Raw genomic sequence first — 22817 nt, 5'->3', positions numbered from 1 at the left:
GGCGCGACCCCATGATTCCGGCGGGAGGTGGACCGCGTGTACGTCTGCAGTTGCTTCGGTATCACCGAACAGCAGGTGAAGAAGCACGCGGAGGACGGCGCCTGCACTCCTCGGCAGATAGCCTCGGCCTCCAAGGCGGGCACGGACTGCGGTTCGTGCGTACGCCGGATCCAGTCACTGCTGGGCAGGGGCTCGTGTCCGCGTCGTGAGCTGGCCGACCAGGGCATGCCGGTGCTCTCCGAAGTCCTCGGACCGGTCGAGACCTCCCAGCGCGAGGCCGCCTAGCTCTCCGGCTGCTCGACGAGCTGCGCGATGTAGAGCGCCTCACCGAGCTTCTCGACCAGTTCCAGCTGGGTGTCGAGATAGTCGATGTGGTGTTCCTCGTCCTCGAGGATCGACTCGAAGATGTTCGCGGACGTGATGTCGCCCTTGGCGCGCATCACCTCGATCCCGCGCTTGAGGCGGTCGATCGCCTCGACCTCCACCTGCCGGTCGGCCTGGAACATCTCGGTGACGGTCTGCCCCACCCGGACGTGGAAGAGCCGCTGATAGTTCGGCAGTCCGTCCAGGAAGAGGATGCGGTCGGTGAGCACCTCCGCGTGCTTCATCTCGTCGAACGACTCGTGCCGGGTGTACTTCGCGAGCTTCGTCCAGCCGAAGTTCTCCTGCATCTTCGCGTGCAGGAAGTACTGGTTGATCGCGGTCAGCTCACCGGTCAGCTGCTCGTTGAGGAATTCGATGACCTCGGGGTCGCCCTGCATCGCAGAGGCTCCTTCCACGCGGGGGACTGGGCAGGTTGCGCCGCATCTTTACATCGGCACCGGAGACCGTCCAGTAAGTGCATGCTTAGTAGGAGTTGCCCGAATCGAACCCCTGCTGGTCACAGGCACTGTCCCGGGTCTGTCAGGATGGAGTCATGGGTCAGCCGGTGGAGCGTGAATCTGGAGAAACGGCACAGTCGGAGCTTCCGCCGGGGCAGCGACTTCAGCGCGGCTGGCCGGTCACGCACTACGGGCCCGTACCCAAGTTCCGCCCCGAACGCTGGGAGTTCAGGGTCTTCGGCGCCACCGCCGACGGCGAGAAGCAGTGCTGGACCCACGAGGAGTTCACCGCCCTCCCGTACGCCTCCGTCGTCGCCGATCTGCACTGCGTCACGAAGTTCAGCATGCTCGGGGCCGAATGGGGTGGTGTCCCCGCCCGTACGATCCTGGAGCTCGCCCCGCCCGCACCCGCCGTGACCCATGTGATGGTCTGGGCCGAGTACGGCTTCAGCTCGAATCTGCGCCTCGCGGACTTCGCCTCCGAGCGCTCCATCTTCGCCACCCACAAGGACGGCGAACTGCTGACGGCGGAACACGGCTTCCCGCTGCGCCTGGTCGTCCCGCATCTGTACGCCTGGAAGGGCCCCAAGTGGGTGCGCGGCGTCGAGTACATGACCGCCGACCGCCGCGGCTTCTGGGAGGAACGCGGCTACCACAACGTCGGTGACCCCTGGCGCGAGCAGCGCTACTCCTACCAGGAAGAGCCCGGGGACGGCCCCGAGCTCTGATCCCGGCGTCGCTGTCCGGGCGCCTCAGTGGTGGTATCCGTGGACCACCGCGTGCCCCTTGCCGCGGCCGATCATCCACTTGTTGACAGGTGTCGTGACCGCGAAGGCGATCACCAGTGACACGGTCAGCGAGAACCAGAAGAGCGCGTCGGCCAGTTCCGCGTCCATCGCGGCCGGCCACAGCACGATCACCCCGTTGTCGATCAGCTCCATCACGGCGATCGACAGGGTGTCCGCTGCCAGTGCCACCCGGAACGCCGTCCGGAAGCCGACCCCCGCCCTCAGGACGCCGCGCAGCGTGAGCGAGTAGCCGAAGAAGAAGGCCAGCACGATCGCGAGGGCCGTCGTGGGCGCGTTGGCCCAGCCGAGCGCCGTGCCGATCACCATGCCCAGCACCTCGCCGATGGCGCAGCCGGTGAGGCAGTGCAGCGTCGCCCGGGCGGCCGTCGACCAGGTCGCCCCCGTCGGCGCGTGCGGGTGTGCGTGCGCCTCGTGCTGCCCGTGCGCATCACCGGCCGGTCCCGGGTGAGGCGTGTGCCCCGTCTGGTGCGTGTGTGTTTCGTGTTGCATGAGTGGCCCCCAACGTCAGGTGACGGTTCCTCCACACGGCAGGAACCATATACCCCCCAGGGGTATTCCTGAAGAGGCCGCGAAGCGCCGGGGCGGTGTCGGCCTCAGCCGTCGCGGAGCTTCTTCAGCCGCTCCACATCGGCCGCGTGCCCCTCCTTCCCACCGGGCGTCTCGATGATCAGGGGGACGCCCTCCGTGGCGGGATGCGTCATCAGGGCACGGAACGGGTCCTCGCCGATGTGGCCGGAGCCAATGTTCTCGTGACGGTCCTTGTGTGCGCCGACCACATCCTTGGAGTCGTTGGCGTGGATCAGCCTGAGCCGCCCCTCACCGACGGTGTCGACGAGCAGGTCGAGGGTCTGGTGCATACCGCTCGGCCCGGTCAGATCGTGGCCCGCCGCGAAGATGTGGCAGGTGTCGAGGCAGACGCCCAGCTTGGGGTGGGCGTCGAGAGCCTCGAAGTACGGTCCGAAGTCCCAGGTGCGGGAGCACAGGGAGGAGCCCTGGCCGGCCGTCGACTCCAGCAGGAGGAACGGGTCGTCGTCGTGGGTCAGTTCGTCCAGCAGCGGCAGCAGATGGGTGCGCACCTGCTTCAGCGCGACAGACCGCTCCCGGCCGCCCGTCGCGCTCCCGGTGTGCACCACCACGCCGAGGGCGCCGATCTCCCGCCCGCGCCGCAGCGAGTGCCGCAGCGACTCCACCGACTTCTCGACCGTCGCCTCGGTGTGCGAACCGAAGTTGATCAGATACGGGGCATGGACGTACACGGGTATCGACTCGTCGGCGCAGGCGGCGCGGAAGTCCTCGTCCTGCTTCGGGTTCCCGGCGGGCGTCGCCCAGGCGCGCGGGTTGGCGACGAAGACCTGGACGGCCTCGGCCGCGAGGTCGCGGGCGTAGGAGAGGCCGACGGAGTTGAGGCCGCCGGCCACGGGGACATGGCCGCCGACGGGGTTGCGGAGCTGCTTGCTGGTCACACCCATCAGGGTGTCACGCGCCGCCGTGCGCCCCGCGGGCGGACCGGGTGGGGGAGCGGCCCCCGGGCGGAGACTCCGCGGGGGCCGCGTGTCCCTGGGGGCTCAGCGGATCTCGATCGTGATCGTCGAGCCCTTGGGCGCCGTGTCGCCGCCGTCCACCGACTGGCTCTTGACCGTGTCGCCGAAGAATCCGAGCAGTCCGCGGTCCTCGTCGACCTCGAACCCGGCGTCCTCGAGCGCCTGATGCGCGTCGTCCACGCTGTCGCCCACGACGTCCGGGACCTCGACCATCGGGGGGCCCTTGGAGACCGTCAGTGTCACCGTGTCGCCCTTGGCGGCCTCGCGGCCCGGGTTCGGTGTCTGCTCGGCCACCTGGCCCTTGTCGAAGTCCGAGGTGACCCGGTTCGCGGCGATCTTCACCTTCAGACCCGCGTCCTCCAGCTCCGCGGTGGCGTCCTCGACGGACGAGCCGGTCACCTCGGGCACCTCCACCGGGATGCCCTTGCTGACGATGATCGCGATCGCCGAACCCGAGTGCCGCGACGTCCCCGCGACCGGATCGGTACCGATCACGAAGCCCTTGGTCACGTCGTCGCTGAACTTCCGGGTGACCATGCCCGCGGCGAGCCCGTCGCCCTTGAGCACGTCCTTCGCCTTGAACAGCGCGAAGCCCTTCAGATCGGGCACCTTCACCGTCTCCGGGCCGCTCGAGACGGTCAGCGTCACGTAGTCGTTGTCGCGGATCCGCTCGCCGACACCGGGGTCGGTGCTGATGACCTGGCCGCGCTTCACGGTGTCGCTGTAGGCGTGCTTGACCTGCTTGACATCGAGCCCGGCGTCCTGGAGCCGGGCCGTGGCCTGCTGCTCCGTCTTCGCCAGGACCGGCGGGACCTTGGTGAACTGGCCGGAGTTGATGTACCAGACACCGCCGCCGAGGCCGAGCACCAGCACGATCGCGGCCACGACCATCAGCACCCCGCGCCGAGGTCGGGTCCCCGGCTGTCGCACGGGCGCGGTCGGCGCGGCGCCGAAGGGGCTGGCCTGCTCGAACCGGCTGGTCCGGTTCAGGTCGTGGCCGTTCTCCTCGTTCACGGGCAGCGGACGGGGGACGGACAGCGAGCGCGGGATCACGCTCGTCCGGTCGTCGGCGTTGCCGTGCCCCACGGCGAGGGCCCCCGGCGGCACGGCGTCGAGCTGGTCCGCGGTGAGACCGGCCCGTGCCTCGAGGACCTGGCCGAGCAGCGCCACAGCGTCGGCCGGGCGCACGTCGGGGTTGCGGGCGGTGGCCGTGGTGACCAGTACGTCCAGCGGGTACGCCATGCCGGGCACGGCGGCCGACGGAGGCGGTACGTCCTCGTGGAGGTGCTGGTAGAGAACCTGCGCGGGAGAGTCCCCGGTGTACGGCTTGGCGCCGGTGAGCATCTCGTACAGGACGACACCGCAGGCGTAGACGTCGACACGGGTGTCCGCGGTGCCGTGCTCGATCTGCTCGGGGGCGAGGTACGACACGGTGCCGAGGACGGCGCCCGTCGTGCTCGTGACCGTGTCCACGGCGCGGACCAGTCCGAAGTCCGCCACCTTGACCCGGCCGTCGTCCCCTATCAGGACGTTCTCCGGCTTCATGTCGCGGTGCACGAACCCGGCGCGGTGCGCGGCGCCGAGTGCGGCGAGCACCGGCTCCAGGATGTCGAGCGCGGCCCGCGGCTGCAGGGCGCCGCGCTCGCGCAGCACGTCACGCAGGGTGCACCCGGCGATGTACTCCATGGCCAGATAGACGTACGACCCGTCCGCCCCCTGGTCGAAGACCTGCACCACATTGGGGTGCGCCAGCCGGGCCACCGACTTGGCCTCGCGGATGAACCGCTCGACGAAGGAGGCGTCGGCGGCCAGCGTCGGGTGCATCACCTTGAGCGCGAGCACGCGGTCGAGACGGGTGTCCAGGGCCCTGTAGACCGTGGCCATCCCGCCGACCGCGATCCGTGCGTCGACGCGATAGCGGCCGTCGAGCACGTGTCCGACAAGCGGGTCCTGAAGGGTCGTATCCACGCAGGTGAGTCTACGAGCCGTCACTGTCACACCGCCCCGTTCGGCCGATTCCGGGGGCCGACTGCAGCCGACCTGTGACGCATGCCGCACGCACGGGGGCGCTGGCGTCGCACTGATGTCCGATCGGATCCCTGTCCGCCTCCGCAAGGCCACAACACGACAACCTGCGCCCCGCGGAAGCCGATCGCGGCCGGAAACGGACGGTGCGGGGACCTCGCGCGGGCGGACGGCTCAGAACGCGGGGCGCTCCGGGTCCAGCGCCGCCATGCCCTCCGTGGGGGAGGAGGCCGCGGCGAAATGCCGCCGGGGGATGCGCCCCGCCCGCCGGGCCAGACGCCCCGCCTCCACCGCGTGCCGCATGGCCTCCGCCATCAGCACCGGCTCCTGCGCCCGCGTCACCGCCGAGGCGAGCATCACGCCCGCACACCCCAGCTCCATCGCGAGCGCGGCGTCCGACGCCGTACCCGCCCCGGCGTCCAGGATCACCGGCACGCGCGCGTGCTCGACGATCAGCTGGAAGTTGTGCGGGTTGCGGATCCCGAGCCCGGACCCGATGGGCGAGCCGAGCGGCATGATCGCCGCGCAGCCGACGTCCTCCAACTTCCGCGCCAGCACCGGGTCGTCGTTCGTGTACGGCAGCACGGTGAAGCCGTCGTCGACCAGCGTCTCCGCCGCGTCGAGCAGTTCGATCGGATCGGGCAGGAGCGTCCACTCGTCGGCGATGACCTCCAGCTTGACCAGGTCGGTGCCCAGCGCCTCGCGCGCGAGCCGGGCGGTCAGCACGGCCTCGCCGGCCGTGAAGCAGCCGGCCGTGTTCGGCAGGACGCGGATGCCGAGCCGGTCGAGCACCGACAGGACCGAGCCGTGCACGGACGCGTCCACGCGCCGCATCGCGACCGTCGTCAGCTCCGTGCCGGACGCCACCAGGGAACGCTCCAGGACGTCGAGGCTGGGCGCGCCGCCCGTCCCCATGATCAGCCGGGACGCGTAGGACCTGCCACCGAGGACGAAGGGATCGTCGGCCATGGGTCAGCCTCCTTGGACGGCGGTGAGGACTTCGACGCGGTCGCCCTCGGTGAGAGCCGTGGACGACCACTGCGTGCGCGGGACGACGGTTTCGTTCAGGGCGGCGGCCACTCCGGCCGGCGCGGGGGTGAGGGTCGCGACGAGCGTGTCGAGAGCGGTCCCGGCGGCGATCCGCTGCCGCTCCCCGTTGACGACGATGTTCATGCGGGCTGCTCCGTGAGGGCGGTGGCGCCGAAGCGCAGGGGGCTGAAGGGGCGGGCTTCGGCGGGGAGTTCGCCGGTGGTCAGGACATGGGCCATCGCGTCGCCGGTGACGGGCGTCAGGAGCACGCCGTTGCGGAAGTGCCCGGTGGCCAGCAGCAGTCCGTCCAGCGCGGTGGGGCCGAGCAGCGGCGCGTTGTCGGGCGAGCCGGGGCGCAGCCCCGCGCGGGTCTCGACGAGCGGCAGCTCGGTGATCCCGGGAACCAGCTCATGGGCGTCGCGCAGCAGCTCGTAGACGCCGCCCGCCGTCACGGTGGTGTCCCAGCCCAGTTCCTCGCTGGTCGCGCCCACCACGAGCTCGCCGTTCCGGCGCGGCACCAGGTAGACGTGGCTGCCGCGCACCATGGCCCGCACCGTGCGGTTCAGGAAGGGCGCGTACGGCCGCGGCACGGCCAGCCGCAGCACCTGCCCCTTGACCGGGCGCACGGGCGGCAGGACGTCCTCGGGGACGCCCGCCAGACGCCCGCTGAGGCTGCCCCCGGCCAGCACCACCTGGCCCGCGGCGAGTTCGGTGCCGTCCGTGGTGATCACTCCCGCGGCCCGGTCCCGTACGACGGTCAGACGCTCCGCCCAGGTCCGGTGCAGGACCACTCCGGTCCGCTCGCACGCCGTGACCAGGGCACTCGCGAGGCGCCGCGGGTCGATCTGGTGGTCGCCGTCGACCCGCAGACCACCGCGCACACCGGGCGCGAGCATCGGCTCGAGACGGCGGCACTCACGTCCGCTCAGCCACTCCGACTCCAGCCCCGACCGGCTCTGCAGGGCGTGCAGTTCCCGCAGGTGCGCGCGGTCGTCGGCGTCCAGCGCGACGGCCAGCGTGCCGCACCGCAGATAGCCGAGGTCCTGGCCGGACGCCTCGGTCAGCTCGGCGGCGAAGTCCGGATAGCGGCGCGCGGAGGCGAGGTTGAGGCCCAGCAGGGTCTCCTCGCCGTAGTGCAGCTCGGTGACGGCGGCGAGCATCCCGGCCGCGACCTGGGCGGCCCCGCCGCCCGGCTCGGGGTCCACGAGCGCGGTGGCGAACCCGCGCTGAGCGGCCCGCCAGGCCGTCACCAGACCGATGATTCCGCCCCCGATGACGAGGACGTCTGAGGAACGTGCAGGCGACATGGGCGTCCAGCCCCTCCCTTCGCCGGCATGACCCGGATCAGGTTCGTACGGTCGGAGGCCGTCCAGCCTCCCTCTCAGCCCGGTGCGTCCGGGCTCCCGCGAGTGCTTTACGTTGGCCACCCTAGCCCGCCCCGCCCGTCCCAGTAAGGGAGCCTCCGCCCGTGTCACGATCGCTCGACGGCCTCGTCCTCGCCCCCGTCGCCGACCAGGCGCCGGGCCAGGTCGGCACCCGCACCCGCTTCCGGTACCACGAGGAGGACGGCGTGGTCTGGGCCGACTACGCGGGCGGCGACGTCGTCCGCGGGCACCTCGTGGGTACCCGTGAGGGCGACCGCCTCGACTTCCGGTACGTGCAGCTGAAGCCCGACGGGACCACCTCGTCGGGCCACTGCGTGTCCCTCGTGGTGCAACTGCCCGACGGCCGCGTGCGGCTGGAGGAGAGCTGGGCCTGGGAGTCGCGGACAGGCACAGGGACGAGCGTGGTGGAAGAGGTGCGCGCGACCGGCCGTGTGGAACAGGTCACTGAGCACGTCCGCTGACTGACGAAATGTCAGGTGTCTACGGTGATTTATTGACGGAGCCATGCCGAACGCACTGCTACCAGCAGGTTTGCTGCCGGTAGCAGTGTCGCTCAGGCCGCCTGGGCCGTCTCTGGGCCGTCGTGGGCTTTCCTGGCCGCTTCGTACATGCTGTCCACGGCTGACCGGGTGCGGCTTTCGCTGCTCGGCATGAGGTGTGTGTAGACCTTCAACGTGAATCCCGGATCACTGTGCCCGAGGTACTGGCTCAGGGCCTTGATGTTCTCTCCCGCGTCCAGCAGTACGGAGGCGTAGAAATGCCTCAGCGCGTGCATGCCGTCCTCGCGGGATGCTTGGGCCCGCCTGCCCCGCTCAGGCTTCGGGATGACGCCTGCGGCCACGAGAGCGGGCTTCCAGACGCTGAGATTGAAGGTGTTCCGGTGCAGCGCCGAACCGTCCTCGTTGGTGAAGATCAGTTTCTTCGTCACTGGGGGGCCGTCCAGCGTGCGCCACGGGAGGGTGACATCTACGGGCGGGAATCGCTTGATGTGAGCAGCAAGGGCGGTGCTGACCTCCTTGGGGAGAGGTACGTCACGGACCTTTCCGCCCTTCGGTGGCGCGAAGACCAAATGCTTGTTGATCGGCCTCACCTGGTAGCCCACGTGCAGCCAACCCGTCAGGAACTCCACCTCATCGACCGGCAGGCCGAAGATTTCGCCCTGCCGAAGTCCGCAACCTCCTCCGACGTCGGAGGTTGCCCGAAAGCGTTCCAGGAGCGCTGCACGCGTGGCGAACACACGGTCAACACTCCACGGCCGTACGCGGCCGGCAGCGGGCTTCGGGGCCCTGACCGATCCGGCGCGGCAGGGGTTCCTCGCAATGAGCCGATCGTCCACCGCGGCCCTGACGACGGACGAGACGTTGCCGAAGATGGCCCGTCGGTACGACGTGGCCAGCCCAGACGATTCGAGAGTGTGGGACCACTCTCGGATGTGCTCGGGATGGAACGAGCCGAGCGGCCGGGAGCCGATGTACGGGAAGGCATGCAGACGTAGCCGCGTCCCGACGGCCGCGCGAGGAGTCTTCACCAGTCGCACGCGCTCACGCGGGATAAAACGAGCGGCCAAAGGCCGCACGACTCTTGGCAGCTCGCTTCGCTCGCGCAGCAACGCCTGTGACTCTGACGGCCGTTGCGCCCCTGCGAAAGCAGCCTTCTTACGGGGCCCCGCTCCTCCACCGGGCGGGCTACGCGAGGACCGAAGAGACCACCCTGCGCGCCGGCGCGGGTGGTCCCTTCGTCGTTCCGTAGCGTTCAGCGTCCGCAGCTCTCCCCCTACTAAGAGCGGCCTTGACTTGCGGAAAGACGCTATTTGTAACTGAGGGTGACCGGACGCTGCGGACGCTAGTGGACGCTAAACATTTTGTTTAGCGTCCACACAGAAAGTACAGCTCAGAGTGGGCGACCGATGCCCGGCGGACGCTGCGGACGCTATCTTCCCTCAATCTCCAGTAAGAGAGCGAAGGACGGCTCTTCAGGAGGGGGCAGTGCGCACCCCCTCCTGAAGAGCCGCGGTGGGCCGCACGGAACTAAACGGGCCCAACGACGCTCGCCCAAGCCTGCCGTCCGCCTCTTGGAAGGTATTCCGGGTGGGCGGGCAGATCCGTCGCACTTCCTGGATTGCCGTCCGACGCACAAGCAAGAGGAGCACCACGCGCGACGGGGGGGGGGGGGGGGGGTGCTCCTCTTGCTTGTGCGCGGCATTGCGTGGGTCGCCAGCCCGCCCGAGTTGCGGCGGTTGATGCCGCCGGTTGCGTTGACAGCATCGGTTGAGCCCTGCAACTGCTCATTGACCTGCGGGTTTCCAAGTTGCCACGGTTTCCAGGGAGGGAAACTGGCGTCATACAGCGTCTTCGTGAGGCCATGGGTAGTCGTTCACGCCCCCGAGGTCTTCCGCCCCCTGCAAGGGGGTTCAGGCGTCCTGAGAGGCGCCTATGGCCTTCGCCCCGAACGGCGCTCGCCGCGCGAGCGCAGCGAGCCGCCAAGGGACGTACGGCCGTAGGCCGTTCCTATTGAGCTCGCACATGAGCAGAGTCGAGAACTGTGCGGGAGAGGTCGACCAGGTCCCCGTTCGTCCAAGAGCTGGAGAACCTTCTGGTGCAGCCGGCCCCAGACTCCCGCACGGGACCAGATGACAAACCGGCGATGCACGGTCGACTTGGACGCGCCCCGAAGCACGGCGGCAACGCCAGGCATGCGCTCGTGGTTGCCGGTGTCTTGGCACGGCCCGATGCATGCTGGTGGTCGTGGTACCGCACACTGCGCGTGCCGCGACGGCCGAGCAGGGACGCGTGACCTGCGTCCCGTGACAGATGAGGGGCATCGGGTGGTGGACGACCAGCGAGCGGATCTGCCGCCTGGCACGGAGGCCGGCGCCCTGGCGGACCGTCTGAAAGAGCGCATCTATGCGACCATCACGATGATTGCCGTGGTCGTCGGTCTGTCCGCCGGTGATGTGGGTTCCCTCGGCGCTGTCGCAACGGTCCTCACGACCGCTCTGGGGCTGTGGCTCGCGGCGGTCGTCGCCGACCAGCAGGCGCACCGCACAGTGCACGGCCACCTCGCCACCGGCCACGAGCTGCGCCGCATGCTGTACGTCAGCAGCCCACTTCTGTCGTGCGCCGTGGGTCCGGCCGTGCTGATCGCTCTGGCCGCGCTGGAGGTCTTTTCCGTGCACACCGCATTGCTGGTGGCGGCGTGGGTGGGCGTCGTCTCCCTCTTCCTGTGGGGCTGCCTGGGCGGGCTGCGCATGGGAGGCGGCGCCCTGGCGGCGGTGGTGGCAGGCATCCTGGACGCGGTGATCGGTGTGGCGGTGGCCCTGGTGAAGGCCTCTGCCGGGCACTGACACGGCGGGGGCGCCGCCAGTGTCAGCGCCCGGCCGCTCCTCGGCCCATGCGGATCGCGAGCACGAAATAGACCACCACCCCGCGCCGGCAACAACCGCGACCGGTGTTCCACACGCCCGCACTCAACGACCACCTCATCCACCAAGTCCGGGTGTCCCTGGCGGCAGTTGCCGCCGGTGTTCGGGCCGGCCTGGCCCACCGTCTACCGGCGTTTCGCACGGTGGAGTCAGCAGCGTGTCTGGGCCCGCCTGCACCGCGTCATCCTCGACGAACTCGGTGCTCAGGGGGCCTTGGACTGGTCGCGATTCGCCGTTGACTCGGTCAGTGTCCGCGTCCTCAAAGGGGGCCGTTGACCGGACCGAATCCGACCGACCGCGGCAAGTTGGGATCGAAAATCCATCTCGTCGTCGATCGTGCCGGCCTGCCCGTTTCCGTCGCCATCTCGGCCACCAACACCCATGAGAGCCTGGCCCTGCAACCGCTGGTCATGGGGATCCCGCCGGTTCGCAGCCCCCGCGGACCGCGGCGCCGGCGGCCGGCAAAGCTCCACGGCGACAAGGGCTACGACTATCCCTACCTGCGTCGATGGCTCCGCGAGCGGAACATCACCCCCCGCATCGCCCGGCGCGGCGTCGAGAACACTTCCTGGCCTTCACCGCCATTGCCACCAGCCTCATCAATCACCGCCGACTCGCCAAGTGAAACGACGTCTTAGGGCGGCGCGTGGTGTCTCAGACATACGAGGCAGTCTGCCAGCGGGCAGATGATTGTTCAGCGAGATCGTTGTGCTTGCTACGACCCGACGATGCTGAGGCTCCGGGTTAGCAGTGCGGTACCACAGCCGCGGCAACCGTCCCCGGCCGCTCGCCTGCCGTCAGGCCCGTGCAGCGACCGGAGTGGCCGTCGCTGACCAGTGCGCTAGAGCTACGTGTCTCCAAGTCTCGGCGACGCCCGACCGAACTTACAAGGCGGATGTCGGCGGTTCGAAACCGTCCGCGCCCACCAGTCTCAGGACACGAACAAGGCCCAGGTCAGCCGGTGTAAATCCGGGGACCTGGGCCTCTTTCGTTTCCGGCCGGCGAGGGGCGCCGTGCCACTTACGTGCCAGATGGGCCGCGCGGAGGCCGTGACCGTGCGGGAGGGGCCCGGCGGGTTGAGCGGTCCGGGCGCGGAAGGCTCTCATGCGCCCGAACCGCCCTCGGGGGTGCTCAGCCCTGGCCGGCCTCGGCCTCGGCGGACAGTTCGGCCCACTCCTGCCAGACCTTGAGCCGGTCGGCGTACACCTGCGGGACGACCTGGAGGGGGAGGGTGCCGAAGAAGACCCGCGCCGGGGGGTTGTCGGCGTCGACGACCTTCAGCAGCGCGGGGCCGACACCGGCCGGGTCGGGACTCGGCATGGTGGCGGAGCCGGCGTTGGCCGCCTCCCGTACGCCGTCGTAGGCGGCCAGCGGCTCGGAGAAGGCGGAGGACGTGCCGAACTCGGTGCCGAAGGGGCCGGGCTCGACGACGGTGACCTTGATGCCGAAGCCGGTGACCTCCTGGGCCAGGGAGTCGGAGAGCCCCTCGACGGCCGCCTTGGTGGCGGTGTAGCCGCCCGTCATAGGGAAGGCGGCGAGGCCGAGCAGGCTGGACACGTTGATGATGTGGCCGCTGCCCTGGGCACGCAGGTAGGGCAGTGCCGCCTGGGTGACCCACAGGGTTCCGAGCACGTTCGTGTCGAACTGGGCGCGGACGTTCTCTTCGGTGAGCTCCTCGACCATGCCGAACAGGCCGTAGCCGGCGTTGTTGACGACGACGTCCAGGCGTCCGAAGTGCTCGTGGGCCCGCTTGACGGCCTCGGTCACGGCGGTCTTGTCCGTGACGTCCAGGGACAGCGGCAGGATCGCGTCGCCATGGGCGACGAGCAGGTCGGCCAGGGAATCGGTGTTGCGGGCGGTCGCCGCGACATTGTCGCCGCGCAACAGCGCGGCCTCGGCGAACCGGCGGCCAAAGCCGCGGGAGGAACCGGTGATGAACCAGATCTTGCTCATGGGAATTCTCCTGAAAAGTGGAATCAAGTCAACGAGAGAAACGGTAACCTATAATGGGACCGAGTACCACTTCGGGTCTTTGTACTACACTTGCGGCATGGTCGAGACATCCAGGACTTCATCCGCCCGCGCTGCCGCGCCCGCCTCACTGCGGGAGCGGACCCGTGCCGCGATGCGCGCCGAGGTCAGCGAGGTCGCGTTCCGGCTCTTCGCCGAGCAGGGCTTCGGCAAGACAACCGTCGAGCAGATCGCCGCCGAGGCGGGCCTGTCGCGGACCACCTTCTTCCGGTACTTCGGCACCAAGGAGGAGCTCGTCCTCGGCAAGATGAACGAGTTCGGCCATGAGGTGGCCGCCGCGCTTGCCGCCCGTCCCGAGGGCGAGCGGCCCTGGGAGGCGCTGCGCCGCGCCTTCGACGTGATCACCGAGCCCCGGGCTGCCGAGCCCGAGCCGTCCCTGAGGCTGATGCAGTTGCTCAGTGACGCCTGCGCCCTGATGACCCGCCAGTGGGAGAAGACGCAGGGCTGGCAGAGCATGCTGGCGCCCGAGATCGCCCGCCGGCTCGGCTGCGACTCGGAATCCACCGACGATCCCCGCGCCCGGGCCCTCGTCGCCTCAGCCATCGCATGTCTGGACGCCGCCACCGACGCCTGGACGGCAGGCAACGGGACGACTCCGCTCTCCGTCCTCCTGGACCAGGCGATGGGCGCGCTGAGCGAACTCAGCGAATAGCCAACGGCCGATGCCACCCTTGCCGGTCGGCTCGGCCCTCACTCCGCGCGGTAACGGCTCACGTCATCATGCTGATCTTTTGACGTCGCCGCCTGGCTAGCGGACTGGCGCTCTAGTCCCGGCTGCTTCGACGCTTGGCTGAGTCATTGAGCTGACCCTAGACTCCGCCCCGTGCCCGCCCTCCAGGACAATCTCAAGCGCGCCTTCTGGTCCATAGACCGGATGCTCGGCGGACAGCAGCCACCGACTCGATCCCAGCGCTTCTCCGCTCGCCATCCAATCGGCATCGGTGTATGCACCGGGGTACCGATCGCGATCCTCTGCGCGGCGGCCACGCTCGGGGATCATGGATCGTGGGGTGAGGTGTTGATCGCGGGAGGCTTCGCCGCAGCTATAGGGACTGTCTTCGGGTTGACGGCCTTGGGAGAGCGCTACAGGCAGCGCCGTCTCCAACGTCTGGGCCTCTGGAGCGCTCCCCGCCATCGATCGTCAGGCGGCGGCTAGACGACTGCCTCCGGAGGCGTTGCAGTACAGCAGCGAAGTACAGCAACCGTGGCGACCGCAGGCGAACATCCCGAGCCTCTGCAACCCCCGTGATCAGGTCCGGAGACCTCAGCGACCCATCGTGTCCGTAGTTCGCATCGAGGAGCTGTGGCACGGTCCCCGGGCCGTGCCACTCTCGTGCCAGAACGCACAGGGACTCACGGGGAACCGGGGTTCGCCAGGGAGGTACCGCCAGCCTCTACCCAAGGCAGGGAATCCGCAGGTCACGCCTGCGATCGCCCAACCTCGCTCCTAAAACAGTGGGAAGCCCATCAACGCCGCTCCGGCCAGTCTGCCAGCAGGGACGCGACGGTGATGGGCTACGAACCCGGAGGTTCTGTCAAACCGCCCTCGGTACCCGTGGGTGGTCGTCATCGTCCTCGTGCTGATGATGGCGTGGCCACCAGTCGCGGAAGCGGTGAGCGCCTACGTCGATGCGGTCGCCGTTGTGGCCCTTTTCGCTGTCGGTTCGAAAGCAGCAGCGAAGTGCAGCAACTCCACAGACCTGTGATGGTCGTCCGCGCCCTTTAGCCGCGCGCCGTACCAATCGCGGAGATCCCAGCGGCCACAGCGCCCGCAGTTCGCTTCGAGGAGTCTTGCAAGAGGCGGCATCCGGGGGTTCTCATCCAACTCAGGCCTAGCTACTGGGTAGTGGGGTGCGCCCCACTACCCAGTAGGCACCCCAGTAGAGCGGTCCGAGGGCCCCAACCGGAGTTTTCCTACTGGGGCCCACTACCCAGTAGCCCGGCAGCCGCCCACGCTGAAAGGCCGCGAGTTGGGGAGGGCGACCGAAGAAACGTCCGCTCGAAGGGCGGTCCTCCTTGCTCCTGCTCCTCGGACGGTCGGGCCGCGCGGGAGCTCCGCCATCGAGACCCTTGTCGCTTGTCGTGACATCGGCAGAGGCCGTGGCTGGGAACCCGAGACCGTCTTTGACCTGCGACCCGACAAGCGACAAGACAAGCGACAAGCGACAAGCCGCGGGGCCCGATATCGATCCGGCCGGCGCTCCTCTCCGGAGCCCGAGCGGCACGATTTTGGAGTCTGCCCAGATGGCTCGCTAACCGCTAACACAGTGGTCCCGAGCGGCTTTGGTCGCTAGCGGGGCCGCTAACGCTAGCGGCCCCTGTCGCTAGCGATAGCGGCTCCTCGGGGGCCGAGGCTGGGCCGTCTGTGGGCCGTCCGAGAGTGGCCAACCACGACAGACAGCGACAGACGACGAGTGCTTCATCCCTGGTTACCGGGGCGCCGCGTACCCCATTTAGAGGTAAGCGATACCTGTCACGTGTCTATGGTGATCAGGTGAGCGAGCAGACGCAGGCACAGTCGCAGGGGCCCACGGCACGGCGGGTCGTCGTGGTGGGCGCGGGCATGGCCGGAGTGCAGACCGCGGTCGCCCTGCGCGAGCAGGGCTTCACGGGCACCGTCACGCTGATCGGCGCGGAGCCGCATCAGCCGTACGACCGGCCGCCGCTGTCCAAGGCCGTACTCCTGGGCAAGGCCGAGGGCTCCGCCTTCGACATCGACTTCGAGGCCCTGGACATCGAGCTGAGGCTGGGCCGCGCGGCGCTCGGCGTGCGCCCCGGGGACCACGAGCTGGACACCGAGGGCGGACCCGTCCCGTACGACGTCCTGGTCGTCGCCACCGGCGCCGAACCGATCCGGCTGCCCGGCGCGGAGGGCGTGCCCGGGGTGCACCTGCTGCGCACCCTGGACGACGCCGAACGGCTGCGTCCCGTCCTCGCCCAGCAGCACGACATCGTGGTCGTCGGCGCGGGCTGGATCGGCGCCGAGTTCGCCACGGCGGCGCGTGAGGCGGGCTGCGCGGTGACGGTCGTCGAGGCCGCCGACCGGCCGCTCGCCGGCGCGCTGCCCGCCGAGGTGGCCGCACCGATGGCCGCCTGGTACGCGGACAGCGGGGCCACGTTGCGCACCCACGCGCGCGTGGAGCGCATCGAGCCCGGCGCGGTGGTCCTGGACGACGGCTCCCGGGTGCCCGCGGGCGCCGTCGTGGTCGGGATCGGGGCGCGGCCCGCGACCGCCTGGATCGCCGGCTCCGGAATCGAACTCGGCGCCCACCGCGAGATCGTCGCCGACGACCACCTGCGGACCTCCCTGGCGGACGTCTACGCGGTCGGCGACTGCGCCTCCTTCCCGTCGGGACGCTACGAGGACCGCCTCCTCGTCCACCACTGGGACAACGCCCTGCAGGGCCCGCGCACGGTCGCCGCGAACATCATCGGGGAGGCTCCCGCCGCCTACGACCCGGTGCCGTATTTCTGGTCCGAGCAGTTCGGCCGCTTCGTGCAGTACGTCGGCCACCACGCGCCCGCCGACACCCTGGTGTGGCGCGGTGACTCCTCGGGCGCCTCCTGGTCGGTGTGCTGGCTCCACGAGACGCGTCTGGTCGCTCTTCTGGCGGTGGGCCGCCCGAGGGATCTCGCGCAGGGCCGCCGGCTCATCGAGGCGGGCGCGCTGATGGATCCGGAGCTGCTCGCGGACCCGTCGAGGCCGCTGAAGGCCGCCACGGCCTGAATCCGTCACTCCAGGTCGGGGGGCCCTCGGCTTCCGACTGTCAGTCCGGGATGGCAGGCTTGTCCCGTGACCGAGATTGACGCAAAGATCGATGCTCTCGTCCCCGCCTGGCTCACCCTCCCCGACATCGCCGAGCAGTTCGGCGTCGAGGTGACGCGCGTCCGGCAGCTGGTCAAGGACGGCCAGCTGATCGCCGTACGCCGTGGTGAGAACCGCGCGCTGCACGTTCCCGCCGCCTTCATCGACGCGGACGAGCAGAAGGTCGTCAAGGGCCTGTCCGGCACCCTGACGCTCCTGAGGGACGACGGCTTCTCCGACGAAGAGGCCCTCGAATGGCTCTTCACCCCCGACCCGACCCTGCCCGGCACCCCCGCGCAGGCTCTGAGCGAGAATCGCGGCACGGAGGTGAAGCGCCGCGCCCAGGCGCTCGCCGTCTGACCTGCAACGAGACCGTCCGGCGCGGGACGCGCGGCGGCGGGACCACCCCGGCCGCCGCGCGCCCCGCCCACCGATCAACGGGGGACACACGCATGCCCGAGAACGCCGCCACCACGGCGCGGGGCCGGCTCGCCGACGCCCGCGTCTACCTGTGCACCGACGCCCGCAGGCGTCAGGGCGACCTCGCCGAGTTCCTCGACGCGGTCCTGGGGAGCGGCGTCGACATCGTGCAGCTGCGCGACAAGGGCATGGAGGCGGGCGAGGAGCTGGAACACCTCCAGGTCTTCGCGGACGCCTGCGCCCGGCACGGCAAGCTCCTCGCGGTCAACGACCGGGCCGACGTGGCCCACGCCGCCCGAGCCGACGTACTGCACCTGGGCCAGGGAGACCTCCCGGTTCCCGCGGCCCGCGCGATCCTCGGCGACGAGGTCCTCATCGGCCGCTCCACGCACGCCGGGTCCGAGGCCGCGGCCGCCGCGGTCCAGGAGGGCGTGGACTACTTCTGCACCGGCCCCTGCTGGCCCACCCCCACCAAGCCCGGCCGCCACGCACCCGGCCTCGACCTGGTCCGCAGCACGGCCGCCCTCGGCACCGACCGCCCCTGGTTCGCGATCGGCGGCATCGACCTCGGCCGGCTCGACGAGGTGCTCGAAGCCGGCGCCCGCCGGGTCGTCGTCGTACGGGCGATCACCGAAGCGGACGACCCCGCAGCGGCCGCGGCGGAGTTCGCCAAGAGGCTGCGCGCGGCGTAGGCACGGCAGCGGCCGCGCGGAGCGTGCCGCACGGCGGACGTCCGCGCGGAGCGTGCGGGGAGGGCCCCGGGAGCAGGCTGATGCGACCGCTGTCCGAGGGGTGGACAAGAAGTCGACAGATCGGACAAATCCCAGCGGTTCGGTTGGGGGACCGACGCCCTCTGGCTAACCTGCGAGTATGGCCCTCGGATCTGCTTCCACCAGGACTGATCGCGCACGCACCGTGCGCGACATGCTCGCGACCGGCAAACAGACGTACTCGTTCGAGTTCTCGGCGCCGAAGACCCCCAAGGGCGAGCGGAACCTGTGGAACGCCCTGCGGAGGGTCGAGGCCGTCGCGCCCGACTTCGTCTCCGTGACCTACGGAGCCGGCGGCTCCACCCGGGCCGGCACGGTCAAGGAGACCGAGCAGATCGTCCTCGACACGACGCTGACCCCGGTCGCCCACCTCACCGCGGTCAATCACTCCATCGCGGAACTGCGCAACATCATCGGGCAGTACGCGGACGCGGGCATCCGCAACATGCTCGCCGTGCGCGGCGACCCGCCCGGCGACCCCATGGGCGAGTGGGTCCCGCACCCCAAGGGTCTGACCTACGCGGCCGAACTCGTGCGCCTCATCAAGGAGTCGGGCGATTTCTGCGTCGGGGTCGCGGCCTTCCCGGAGATGCACCCGCGGTCCAGCACATGGGACCTGGACGTCTCCCACTTCGTCGACAAGTGCCGCGCCGGCGCCGACTACGCGATCACGCAGATGTTCTTCCAGCCGGAGTCCTATCTGCGCCTGCGGGACCGCGTCGACGCGGCGGGCTGCGCGACGCCGGTCATCCCGGAAGTCATGCCGGTGACAAGTGTGAAGATGTTGGAACGGCTCCCCAAACTTTCCAATGCCTCGTTCCCGGACGTCCTGAAAGAGCGGATCCTCACAGTCAAAGACGATCCGGCGGCTGTACGCTCCATTGGGATCGAGTTCGCGACGGAGTTCTGTGCGAGGCTGCTGGCCGAGGGAGTCCCCGGACTGCACTTCATCACGCTGAACAACTCCACGGCGACGCTGGAAATCTACGAGAATCTGGGCCTGCACCACCCGCAGCAGGCCTAGACCGGTCGCACCCGCGTACGACACACTGCGTAGCGGCCACTGGGAGAGGGGCGTACATGGGCTTGACGGTCCTCTATCTTGCATTCGGCATCGTTGCGCTGTGGCTGCTCGGCGAGGTGCTGCTGCAGTACAAGGCGCGACTGCGGTTCCGGCTGCTCGCCTTCGTCGGCTTCCTCGGTGTGGTTCTCGGCGTCCTGATGCACTCGGTCGTGGTCATCGGCCTGGGCGCGGCCGCCTTCACTGTCGGTCAGACCTATGTGACGCTGTCGTTCCGCCAGGGCTTCGCGCAGGGCTGGGCCATCAACGGCCGCTCCGCGTCGGCCAAGCCCAGCAAGCGCCGCCGCGGCGAGCCGGAGGGCGAGGACCCGTCGCCCGAGGCCTCCGACCCCGAAGCCGTCGAGGAAGCGGCCTACCGGCGCGACGACGAGTACGCGGCCGACGACGACGTCTTCACGCCCGCCCAGTCCGACCGGTTCATGCCCCCGGAGTCCGCCGAGCCCGCGGCCGCCGAGTCCACCGCGGTCTACGAACCGCAGCCCCTGCCCGAGGACACCGGCTCCTACGGCGTCTACAACGCGGCCGCCTACGCCGCCGCCACCGACCAGTCCTACGCGGGCGCGGCCCAGTCCCAGGACCAGCAGGCCTACGCGACGACCGCCCAGGACCAGCAGGGCTACGCGACGGGCGGCCAGTCGCAGGACCAGCAGGCCTACGCGTACGACGGGTACACGGGCTACGACCAGCAGCAGTACGGCTACGACAACAGCCAGCAGCAGTACGCCGCGTACTCCGACCCGTACATCGGCCAGCAGACGTACACGGGCGCCTCGTACGACACCACCTACACCGGTGGCGACCAGCAGTACACGCAGCAACAGCAGAACTACGGCCAGGACCAGTACGCCACCGGTACGTACGGCGGCGAGACCCCGGCCGGCGGTGTCTGGGTGCCGCAGCAGCGCACCGACGAGTACGGCGGCGAACTCCCGCCCGAGCAGCAGCAGTACCCGTACCAGGGCAACGGCAACAACAACGCCGGGTTCGACGAGCAGTACCGGTACTGACCGGCCGGACAGCGGCCGACGGTCTCCTCGCCCCCGCTGCCCGCCGGTCCGCTCACTGCGAGCCCTGGAACTCCGGTCCCTCCACGATCAGCCCGGCCACCAGGGCGCCCGACATACCCGCGTGCGGCAGACCGCCGCCGGGGTGCGCCCAGCTCCCGGCCGTGAAGAGCCCGGGCAGACGCGTGCTGTTCGACGGGTGCAGCAGCCGGCCGTCCCCCGCGGCGAGAGCGGGAGCGGGGACCGCGCCACCCTCCGCGCCGGTCGCCTCCGCGATGTCGGCCGGGGTGCGGACCTCGTGCCACAGGAGCCGGTCGCGCAGGCCCGGCAGGGCACGCTCGGCCGCGTCGAGGACCCGCTCCACGTCCGCCTCGGACACCGGGGCGCCCGACGGCACCGTGACCGTCAGCGTGACCGCCTCGTGCTCCGCGTCCGGTACCAGCGCGGGGTCGTCGGGGCGGGACACCACGACGGTGGGCGACGCGGGCACCCCGGGGTGCCCGCCGAAGAGCCGGTCCAGCTCGCCCGCGCGGTCGACCGTGTGGACCACCGTCCGGTGCGCCACCCCGGCGGGCCGTCCGCCGCGCAGCGCGAGCAGCACGGTCAGCCGGCTGGCCGCCCCCGGCTGCGGCGGGACCTCGTCACCGCCCCGGACCACCGCCCCGGGGAGAAGGCCGTCCAGGACACCGGGCGCCACGCCCGCGACCACGAAGTCCGCCTCCGCGAACGTGTCGCCCTCGGAGCCGGAGGGCCGGGAGGCGCCCCCGGAGAGCTCCACCCCGACGACCCGGCCGTCCTTCTCGACGATCCGCTCGACGGACGTCCCGAAACGGAACTCGACCCGGCGGGCCACACACCGTTCGTACACCGCGCGCGCGAGCTCCCGGATGCCGCCGCGCACATACCAGGTGCCGAAGGCGTGCTCCATGTACGGCAGCACGGCGGCGCTCGCCGGGGTGGCGCGCGGGTCGAGCCCGTACACCAGGGCGTGGCTCTCCAGAAGGGCCGTGAGGCGCGCGTCGCGCAGCTCCCAGGCGGCCACCTCGGCGAGGGTGCCGGCCCGGCGGGTGCGCAGCAGCTTCTTGTGCGGCACCGAGGGATAGGGTTCGCGCTCGGCCAGCACCGGCCAGTTGGGCCACAGCGGCTCCTCCAGGAGCGGTCTGCGCGTCCGGTCCCATGCCTCGCGGGCCCGCACCAGGAAGTCGCCCCACCGCACGCCCGCGTCCGCGCCGAGCGCCGCGTCCAGTGCGGCGAGCACGCCCGCGCGCGAGGCGTTCGGCAGGGACACCCGTGTGCCGTCGGCGAAGACATGGCCGGTCGACGGGTCGACCTGGACCAGCTCGACGCACTCCTCCAGCGGCTGCTTGCCCGTCTTGACGAACAGGTCGCGGTAGACCGCGGGCAGCGGCAGCAGCCCCGGTCCCGTGTCGAAGGCGAAACCGTCGCGCTCGAAGCGGCGCACCGCGCCGCCGTACGTCTCGGTCCGCTCGTACACCACCACCCGGTGGCCCGCGACGGCCAGCCGGGCGGCGGCCGCCATCGCGCCCATCCCGGCGCCGATCACCGCAATCCGTCCCATGCCGGCGACTTTATCGGCCGCCACCGACAGTCCCGTCCCGGAGGCCGGTCGGGCCGTCCCGCCCGACCGCGTCAGCGGGTCCGGCTGCCGCCCGGACCCTCCGCCCCGGTTATTCGAGGTCCGTCCGTGACGCCGGGCCGGGCGGCTGCTCCACCCGCGCGGCCATCCGTCTCTCCTCCCGGCGCTGCGCGCGGCGGCGCAGGAACCGTCTGATCCGGGAGACGAGGAAGGAGAGCACCAGGAGCCCGGTGACCAGCAGGACACCGGCGATGACCGCCGCCGCCTCGGGATAGAACATCGCGAAGGTGAGGAGCCCGGCCACCCCGAGATCCTCGGCGGTGCTCATCACGAAGTTGCTGAACGGCTCGGGCGAGGTGTTGATCGCCATCCGTGTCCCGGCCTTGACCGTGTGGCTCGCCAGCGCCGTCGAACCGCCGATCAGGCCCGCCGTCAGATCCGAGACCGAGCCACTCTGTCCGGCGAGCAGCGCACCGACCCACGCGCCCGCCGCCGGCCGGATCACGGTGTGCACGGAGTCCCACACCGAGTCCACGTACGGGATCTTGTCGGCGACCGCCTCGCAGAGGAACAGCACACCGACTGTGACCAGGATCTCAGGGCGTTGCAGGGACTCCGGGACCTCGTCGCTCAGCCCCGTCGCGCCGAAGACGCCGAGGAGCAGCACCACCGCGTACGCGTTGATGCCGCTGGCCCAGCCGCTGGTGAAGACCAGGGGGAGTACGGACACGGACGCGATCGTAACCAGTGGGCGAGGGCGCGTGCTGGGCATGAGCGCGTATGCCTGAGTATCCGTACCTACAGGGTGAGATGAGTAGGCGCACGGATGGGCCCCACCTGCGCGAACGGCAGAGTGGAGACACGGAGAGGGGCGCGGCTCCGGTACCGCCGACACGGGGCGGCGGAACGGAACCCGCGCCCTTGGCCGCTCCTTCCGCCGACTCGCTCGGCGGGAGTGAGACACGGGGGAGTCCGGGGGACGGCCCAACGGGGGCCCAACGGGGGCCCAACGGGGGGGGTACGGGGGTACGGGGGGTACGGGGGAGCACGACGAGGCGCCGGTTCGAACGGCCCGCGG

The 22817-nt window shown here is 70.3% G+C and carries 21 protein-coding genes, 2 pseudogenes and 1 riboswitch; of the genes and pseudogenes, 11 read left to right on the top strand and 12 right to left on the bottom strand.

All coding sequences use genetic code 11. From position 1 onward, the window contains the following. Window positions 1-27: 27 nt before the first annotated feature. A complete protein-coding gene (locus ACFWBT_RS19625; protein WP_385701882.1) occupies window positions 28-285 on the top strand; it encodes a bacterioferritin-associated ferredoxin in 258 nt (85 codons plus the stop codon). Here ACFWBT_RS19625 and bfr read toward each other — a convergent pair. Next, window positions 282-761, bottom strand: coding sequence for a bacterioferritin (gene bfr / locus ACFWBT_RS19620; RefSeq protein WP_266757830.1), 480 nt, complete (start codon window positions 759-761; stop codon window positions 282-284). The two genes, ACFWBT_RS19625 and bfr, sit on opposite strands and share 4 nt — an antisense overlap. Before the next feature lie 155 nt (window positions 762-916). Between bfr and ACFWBT_RS19615 the strand changes: the two genes are divergently transcribed. Next, complete coding sequence (locus ACFWBT_RS19615; RefSeq protein WP_385701879.1) at window positions 917-1549, top strand: sulfite oxidase-like oxidoreductase; 633 nt, start codon at window positions 917-919, stop codon at window positions 1547-1549. Window positions 1550-1573: 24 nt separating this feature from the next. Here the strand turns inward: ACFWBT_RS19615 and ACFWBT_RS19610 are convergent, their stop codons facing one another. From ACFWBT_RS19610 to thiO, 6 genes are all read right to left on the bottom strand, one after another. Further along, window positions 1574-2119 (bottom strand): DUF4396 domain-containing protein, encoded by a 546-nt coding sequence (locus ACFWBT_RS19610; protein WP_385701878.1) that lies wholly within the window; start codon window positions 2117-2119, stop codon window positions 1574-1576. Window positions 2120-2223: 104 nt separating this feature from the next. Further along, a complete protein-coding gene (locus tag ACFWBT_RS19605; protein ID WP_385701876.1) occupies window positions 2224-3099 on the bottom strand; it encodes a deoxyribonuclease IV in 876 nt (291 codons plus the stop codon). A 96-nt stretch (window positions 3100-3195) separates the two neighbouring features. Further along, entirely contained in the window at window positions 3196-5139 is a 1944-nt protein-coding gene (gene pknB, locus ACFWBT_RS19600) for a Stk1 family PASTA domain-containing Ser/Thr kinase (RefSeq protein WP_385701873.1), read from the bottom strand. Between the two features lie 231 nt (window positions 5140-5370). Beyond that, window positions 5371-6165 carry a thiazole synthase gene (locus ACFWBT_RS19595; protein WP_385701871.1) on the bottom strand — a complete coding sequence of 265 codons (795 nt, stop codon included), beginning with the start codon at window positions 6163-6165 and terminating at the stop codon, window positions 5371-5373. A 3-nt stretch (window positions 6166-6168) separates the two neighbouring features. Beyond that, window positions 6169-6369 (bottom strand): sulfur carrier protein ThiS, encoded by a 201-nt coding sequence (thiS, locus tag ACFWBT_RS19590; RefSeq protein WP_385701869.1) that lies wholly within the window; start codon window positions 6367-6369, stop codon window positions 6169-6171. Next, window positions 6366-7532: a glycine oxidase ThiO gene (gene thiO / locus ACFWBT_RS19585; RefSeq protein WP_385701867.1), complete on the bottom strand. Its 1167-nt coding sequence runs from the start codon at window positions 7530-7532 to the stop codon at window positions 6366-6368. The genes thiS and thiO overlap by 4 nt, the downstream gene beginning before the upstream one ends. Then, a riboswitch (TPP riboswitch) is annotated at window positions 7530-7642 on the bottom strand. It overlaps the preceding gene by 3 nt. A gap of 51 nt (window positions 7643-7693) precedes the next feature. Here thiO and ACFWBT_RS19580 point away from each other — a divergent pair. Next, on the top strand, window positions 7694-8071 hold the full coding sequence (locus ACFWBT_RS19580; RefSeq protein WP_385701864.1) for a hypothetical protein: 378 nt from the start codon (window positions 7694-7696) through the stop codon (window positions 8069-8071). 92 nt (window positions 8072-8163) lie between these two features. On the opposite strand, the gene ACFWBT_RS19575 is transcribed toward ACFWBT_RS19580, so the two are convergent. Next, a complete protein-coding gene (locus ACFWBT_RS19575; protein WP_385701862.1) occupies window positions 8164-8847 on the bottom strand; it encodes a tyrosine-type recombinase/integrase in 684 nt (227 codons plus the stop codon). Between the two features lie 1273 nt (window positions 8848-10120). Beyond that, window positions 10121-10297 (bottom strand): annotated as a pseudogene (locus ACFWBT_RS19570) (IS5/IS1182 family transposase); the annotation flags it as partial. Window positions 10298-10437: 140 nt separating this feature from the next. On the opposite strand from ACFWBT_RS19570, the gene ACFWBT_RS19565 reads away from it, so the two are divergent. Both ACFWBT_RS19565 and ACFWBT_RS19560 read left to right on the top strand, forming a co-directional pair. Beyond that, entirely contained in the window at window positions 10438-10953 is a 516-nt protein-coding gene (locus tag ACFWBT_RS19565) for a hypothetical protein (RefSeq protein WP_351130627.1), read from the top strand. 78 nt (window positions 10954-11031) lie between these two features. After that, window positions 11032-11656 (top strand): annotated as a pseudogene (locus ACFWBT_RS19560) (IS5 family transposase); the annotation flags it as partial. 506 nt (window positions 11657-12162) lie between these two features. Here ACFWBT_RS19560 and ACFWBT_RS19555 read toward each other — a convergent pair. After that, window positions 12163-12984 carry an SDR family NAD(P)-dependent oxidoreductase gene (locus ACFWBT_RS19555; RefSeq protein ID WP_385701860.1) on the bottom strand — a complete coding sequence of 274 codons (822 nt, stop codon included), beginning with the start codon at window positions 12982-12984 and terminating at the stop codon, window positions 12163-12165. Window positions 12985-13081: 97 nt separating this feature from the next. Between ACFWBT_RS19555 and ACFWBT_RS19550 the strand changes: the two genes are divergently transcribed. From ACFWBT_RS19550 to ACFWBT_RS19525, 6 genes are all read left to right on the top strand, one after another. Further along, entirely contained in the window at window positions 13082-13714 is a 633-nt protein-coding gene (locus tag ACFWBT_RS19550; RefSeq protein WP_385701857.1) for a TetR family transcriptional regulator, read from the top strand. A gap of 1842 nt (window positions 13715-15556) precedes the next feature. Beyond that, a complete protein-coding gene (locus ACFWBT_RS19545; RefSeq protein ID WP_385701855.1) occupies window positions 15557-16789 on the top strand; it encodes an NAD(P)/FAD-dependent oxidoreductase in 1233 nt (410 codons plus the stop codon). 66 nt (window positions 16790-16855) lie between these two features. Further along, complete coding sequence (locus tag ACFWBT_RS19540; RefSeq protein ID WP_351540045.1) at window positions 16856-17227, top strand: Rv2175c family DNA-binding protein; 372 nt, start codon at window positions 16856-16858, stop codon at window positions 17225-17227. Window positions 17228-17319: 92 nt separating this feature from the next. After that, window positions 17320-17979 carry a thiamine phosphate synthase gene (gene thiE, locus ACFWBT_RS19535; protein ID WP_385701852.1) on the top strand — a complete coding sequence of 220 codons (660 nt, stop codon included), beginning with the start codon at window positions 17320-17322 and terminating at the stop codon, window positions 17977-17979. A gap of 178 nt (window positions 17980-18157) precedes the next feature. Continuing rightward, on the top strand, window positions 18158-19081 hold the full coding sequence (gene metF, locus ACFWBT_RS19530) for a methylenetetrahydrofolate reductase [NAD(P)H] (protein WP_351540051.1): 924 nt from the start codon (window positions 18158-18160) through the stop codon (window positions 19079-19081). Window positions 19082-19137: 56 nt separating this feature from the next. Further along, window positions 19138-20145, top strand: a complete 1008-nt coding sequence (locus ACFWBT_RS19525; RefSeq protein ID WP_385701850.1) for a hypothetical protein — start codon at window positions 19138-19140, stop codon at window positions 20143-20145. 52 nt (window positions 20146-20197) lie between these two features. Here ACFWBT_RS19525 and ACFWBT_RS19520 read toward each other — a convergent pair whose 3' ends face one another. Further along, window positions 20198-21721, bottom strand: coding sequence for a phytoene desaturase family protein (locus ACFWBT_RS19520; protein ID WP_385701848.1), 1524 nt, complete (start codon window positions 21719-21721; stop codon window positions 20198-20200). 109 nt (window positions 21722-21830) lie between these two features. Continuing rightward, window positions 21831-22469: a DUF4126 domain-containing protein gene (locus tag ACFWBT_RS19515; RefSeq protein ID WP_385701846.1), complete on the bottom strand. Its 639-nt coding sequence runs from the start codon at window positions 22467-22469 to the stop codon at window positions 21831-21833. Window positions 22470-22817: the final 348 nt, after the last annotated feature.

Origin of the sequence: Streptomyces sp. NPDC060027, assembly GCF_042737005.1 — a bacterium.
GTDB lineage: Bacteria > Actinomycetota > Actinomycetes > Streptomycetales > Streptomycetaceae > Streptomyces.
The sequence above is the reverse complement of the archived record's forward strand: the minus strand, read 5'-3'. Positions and strand labels throughout refer to the sequence as shown.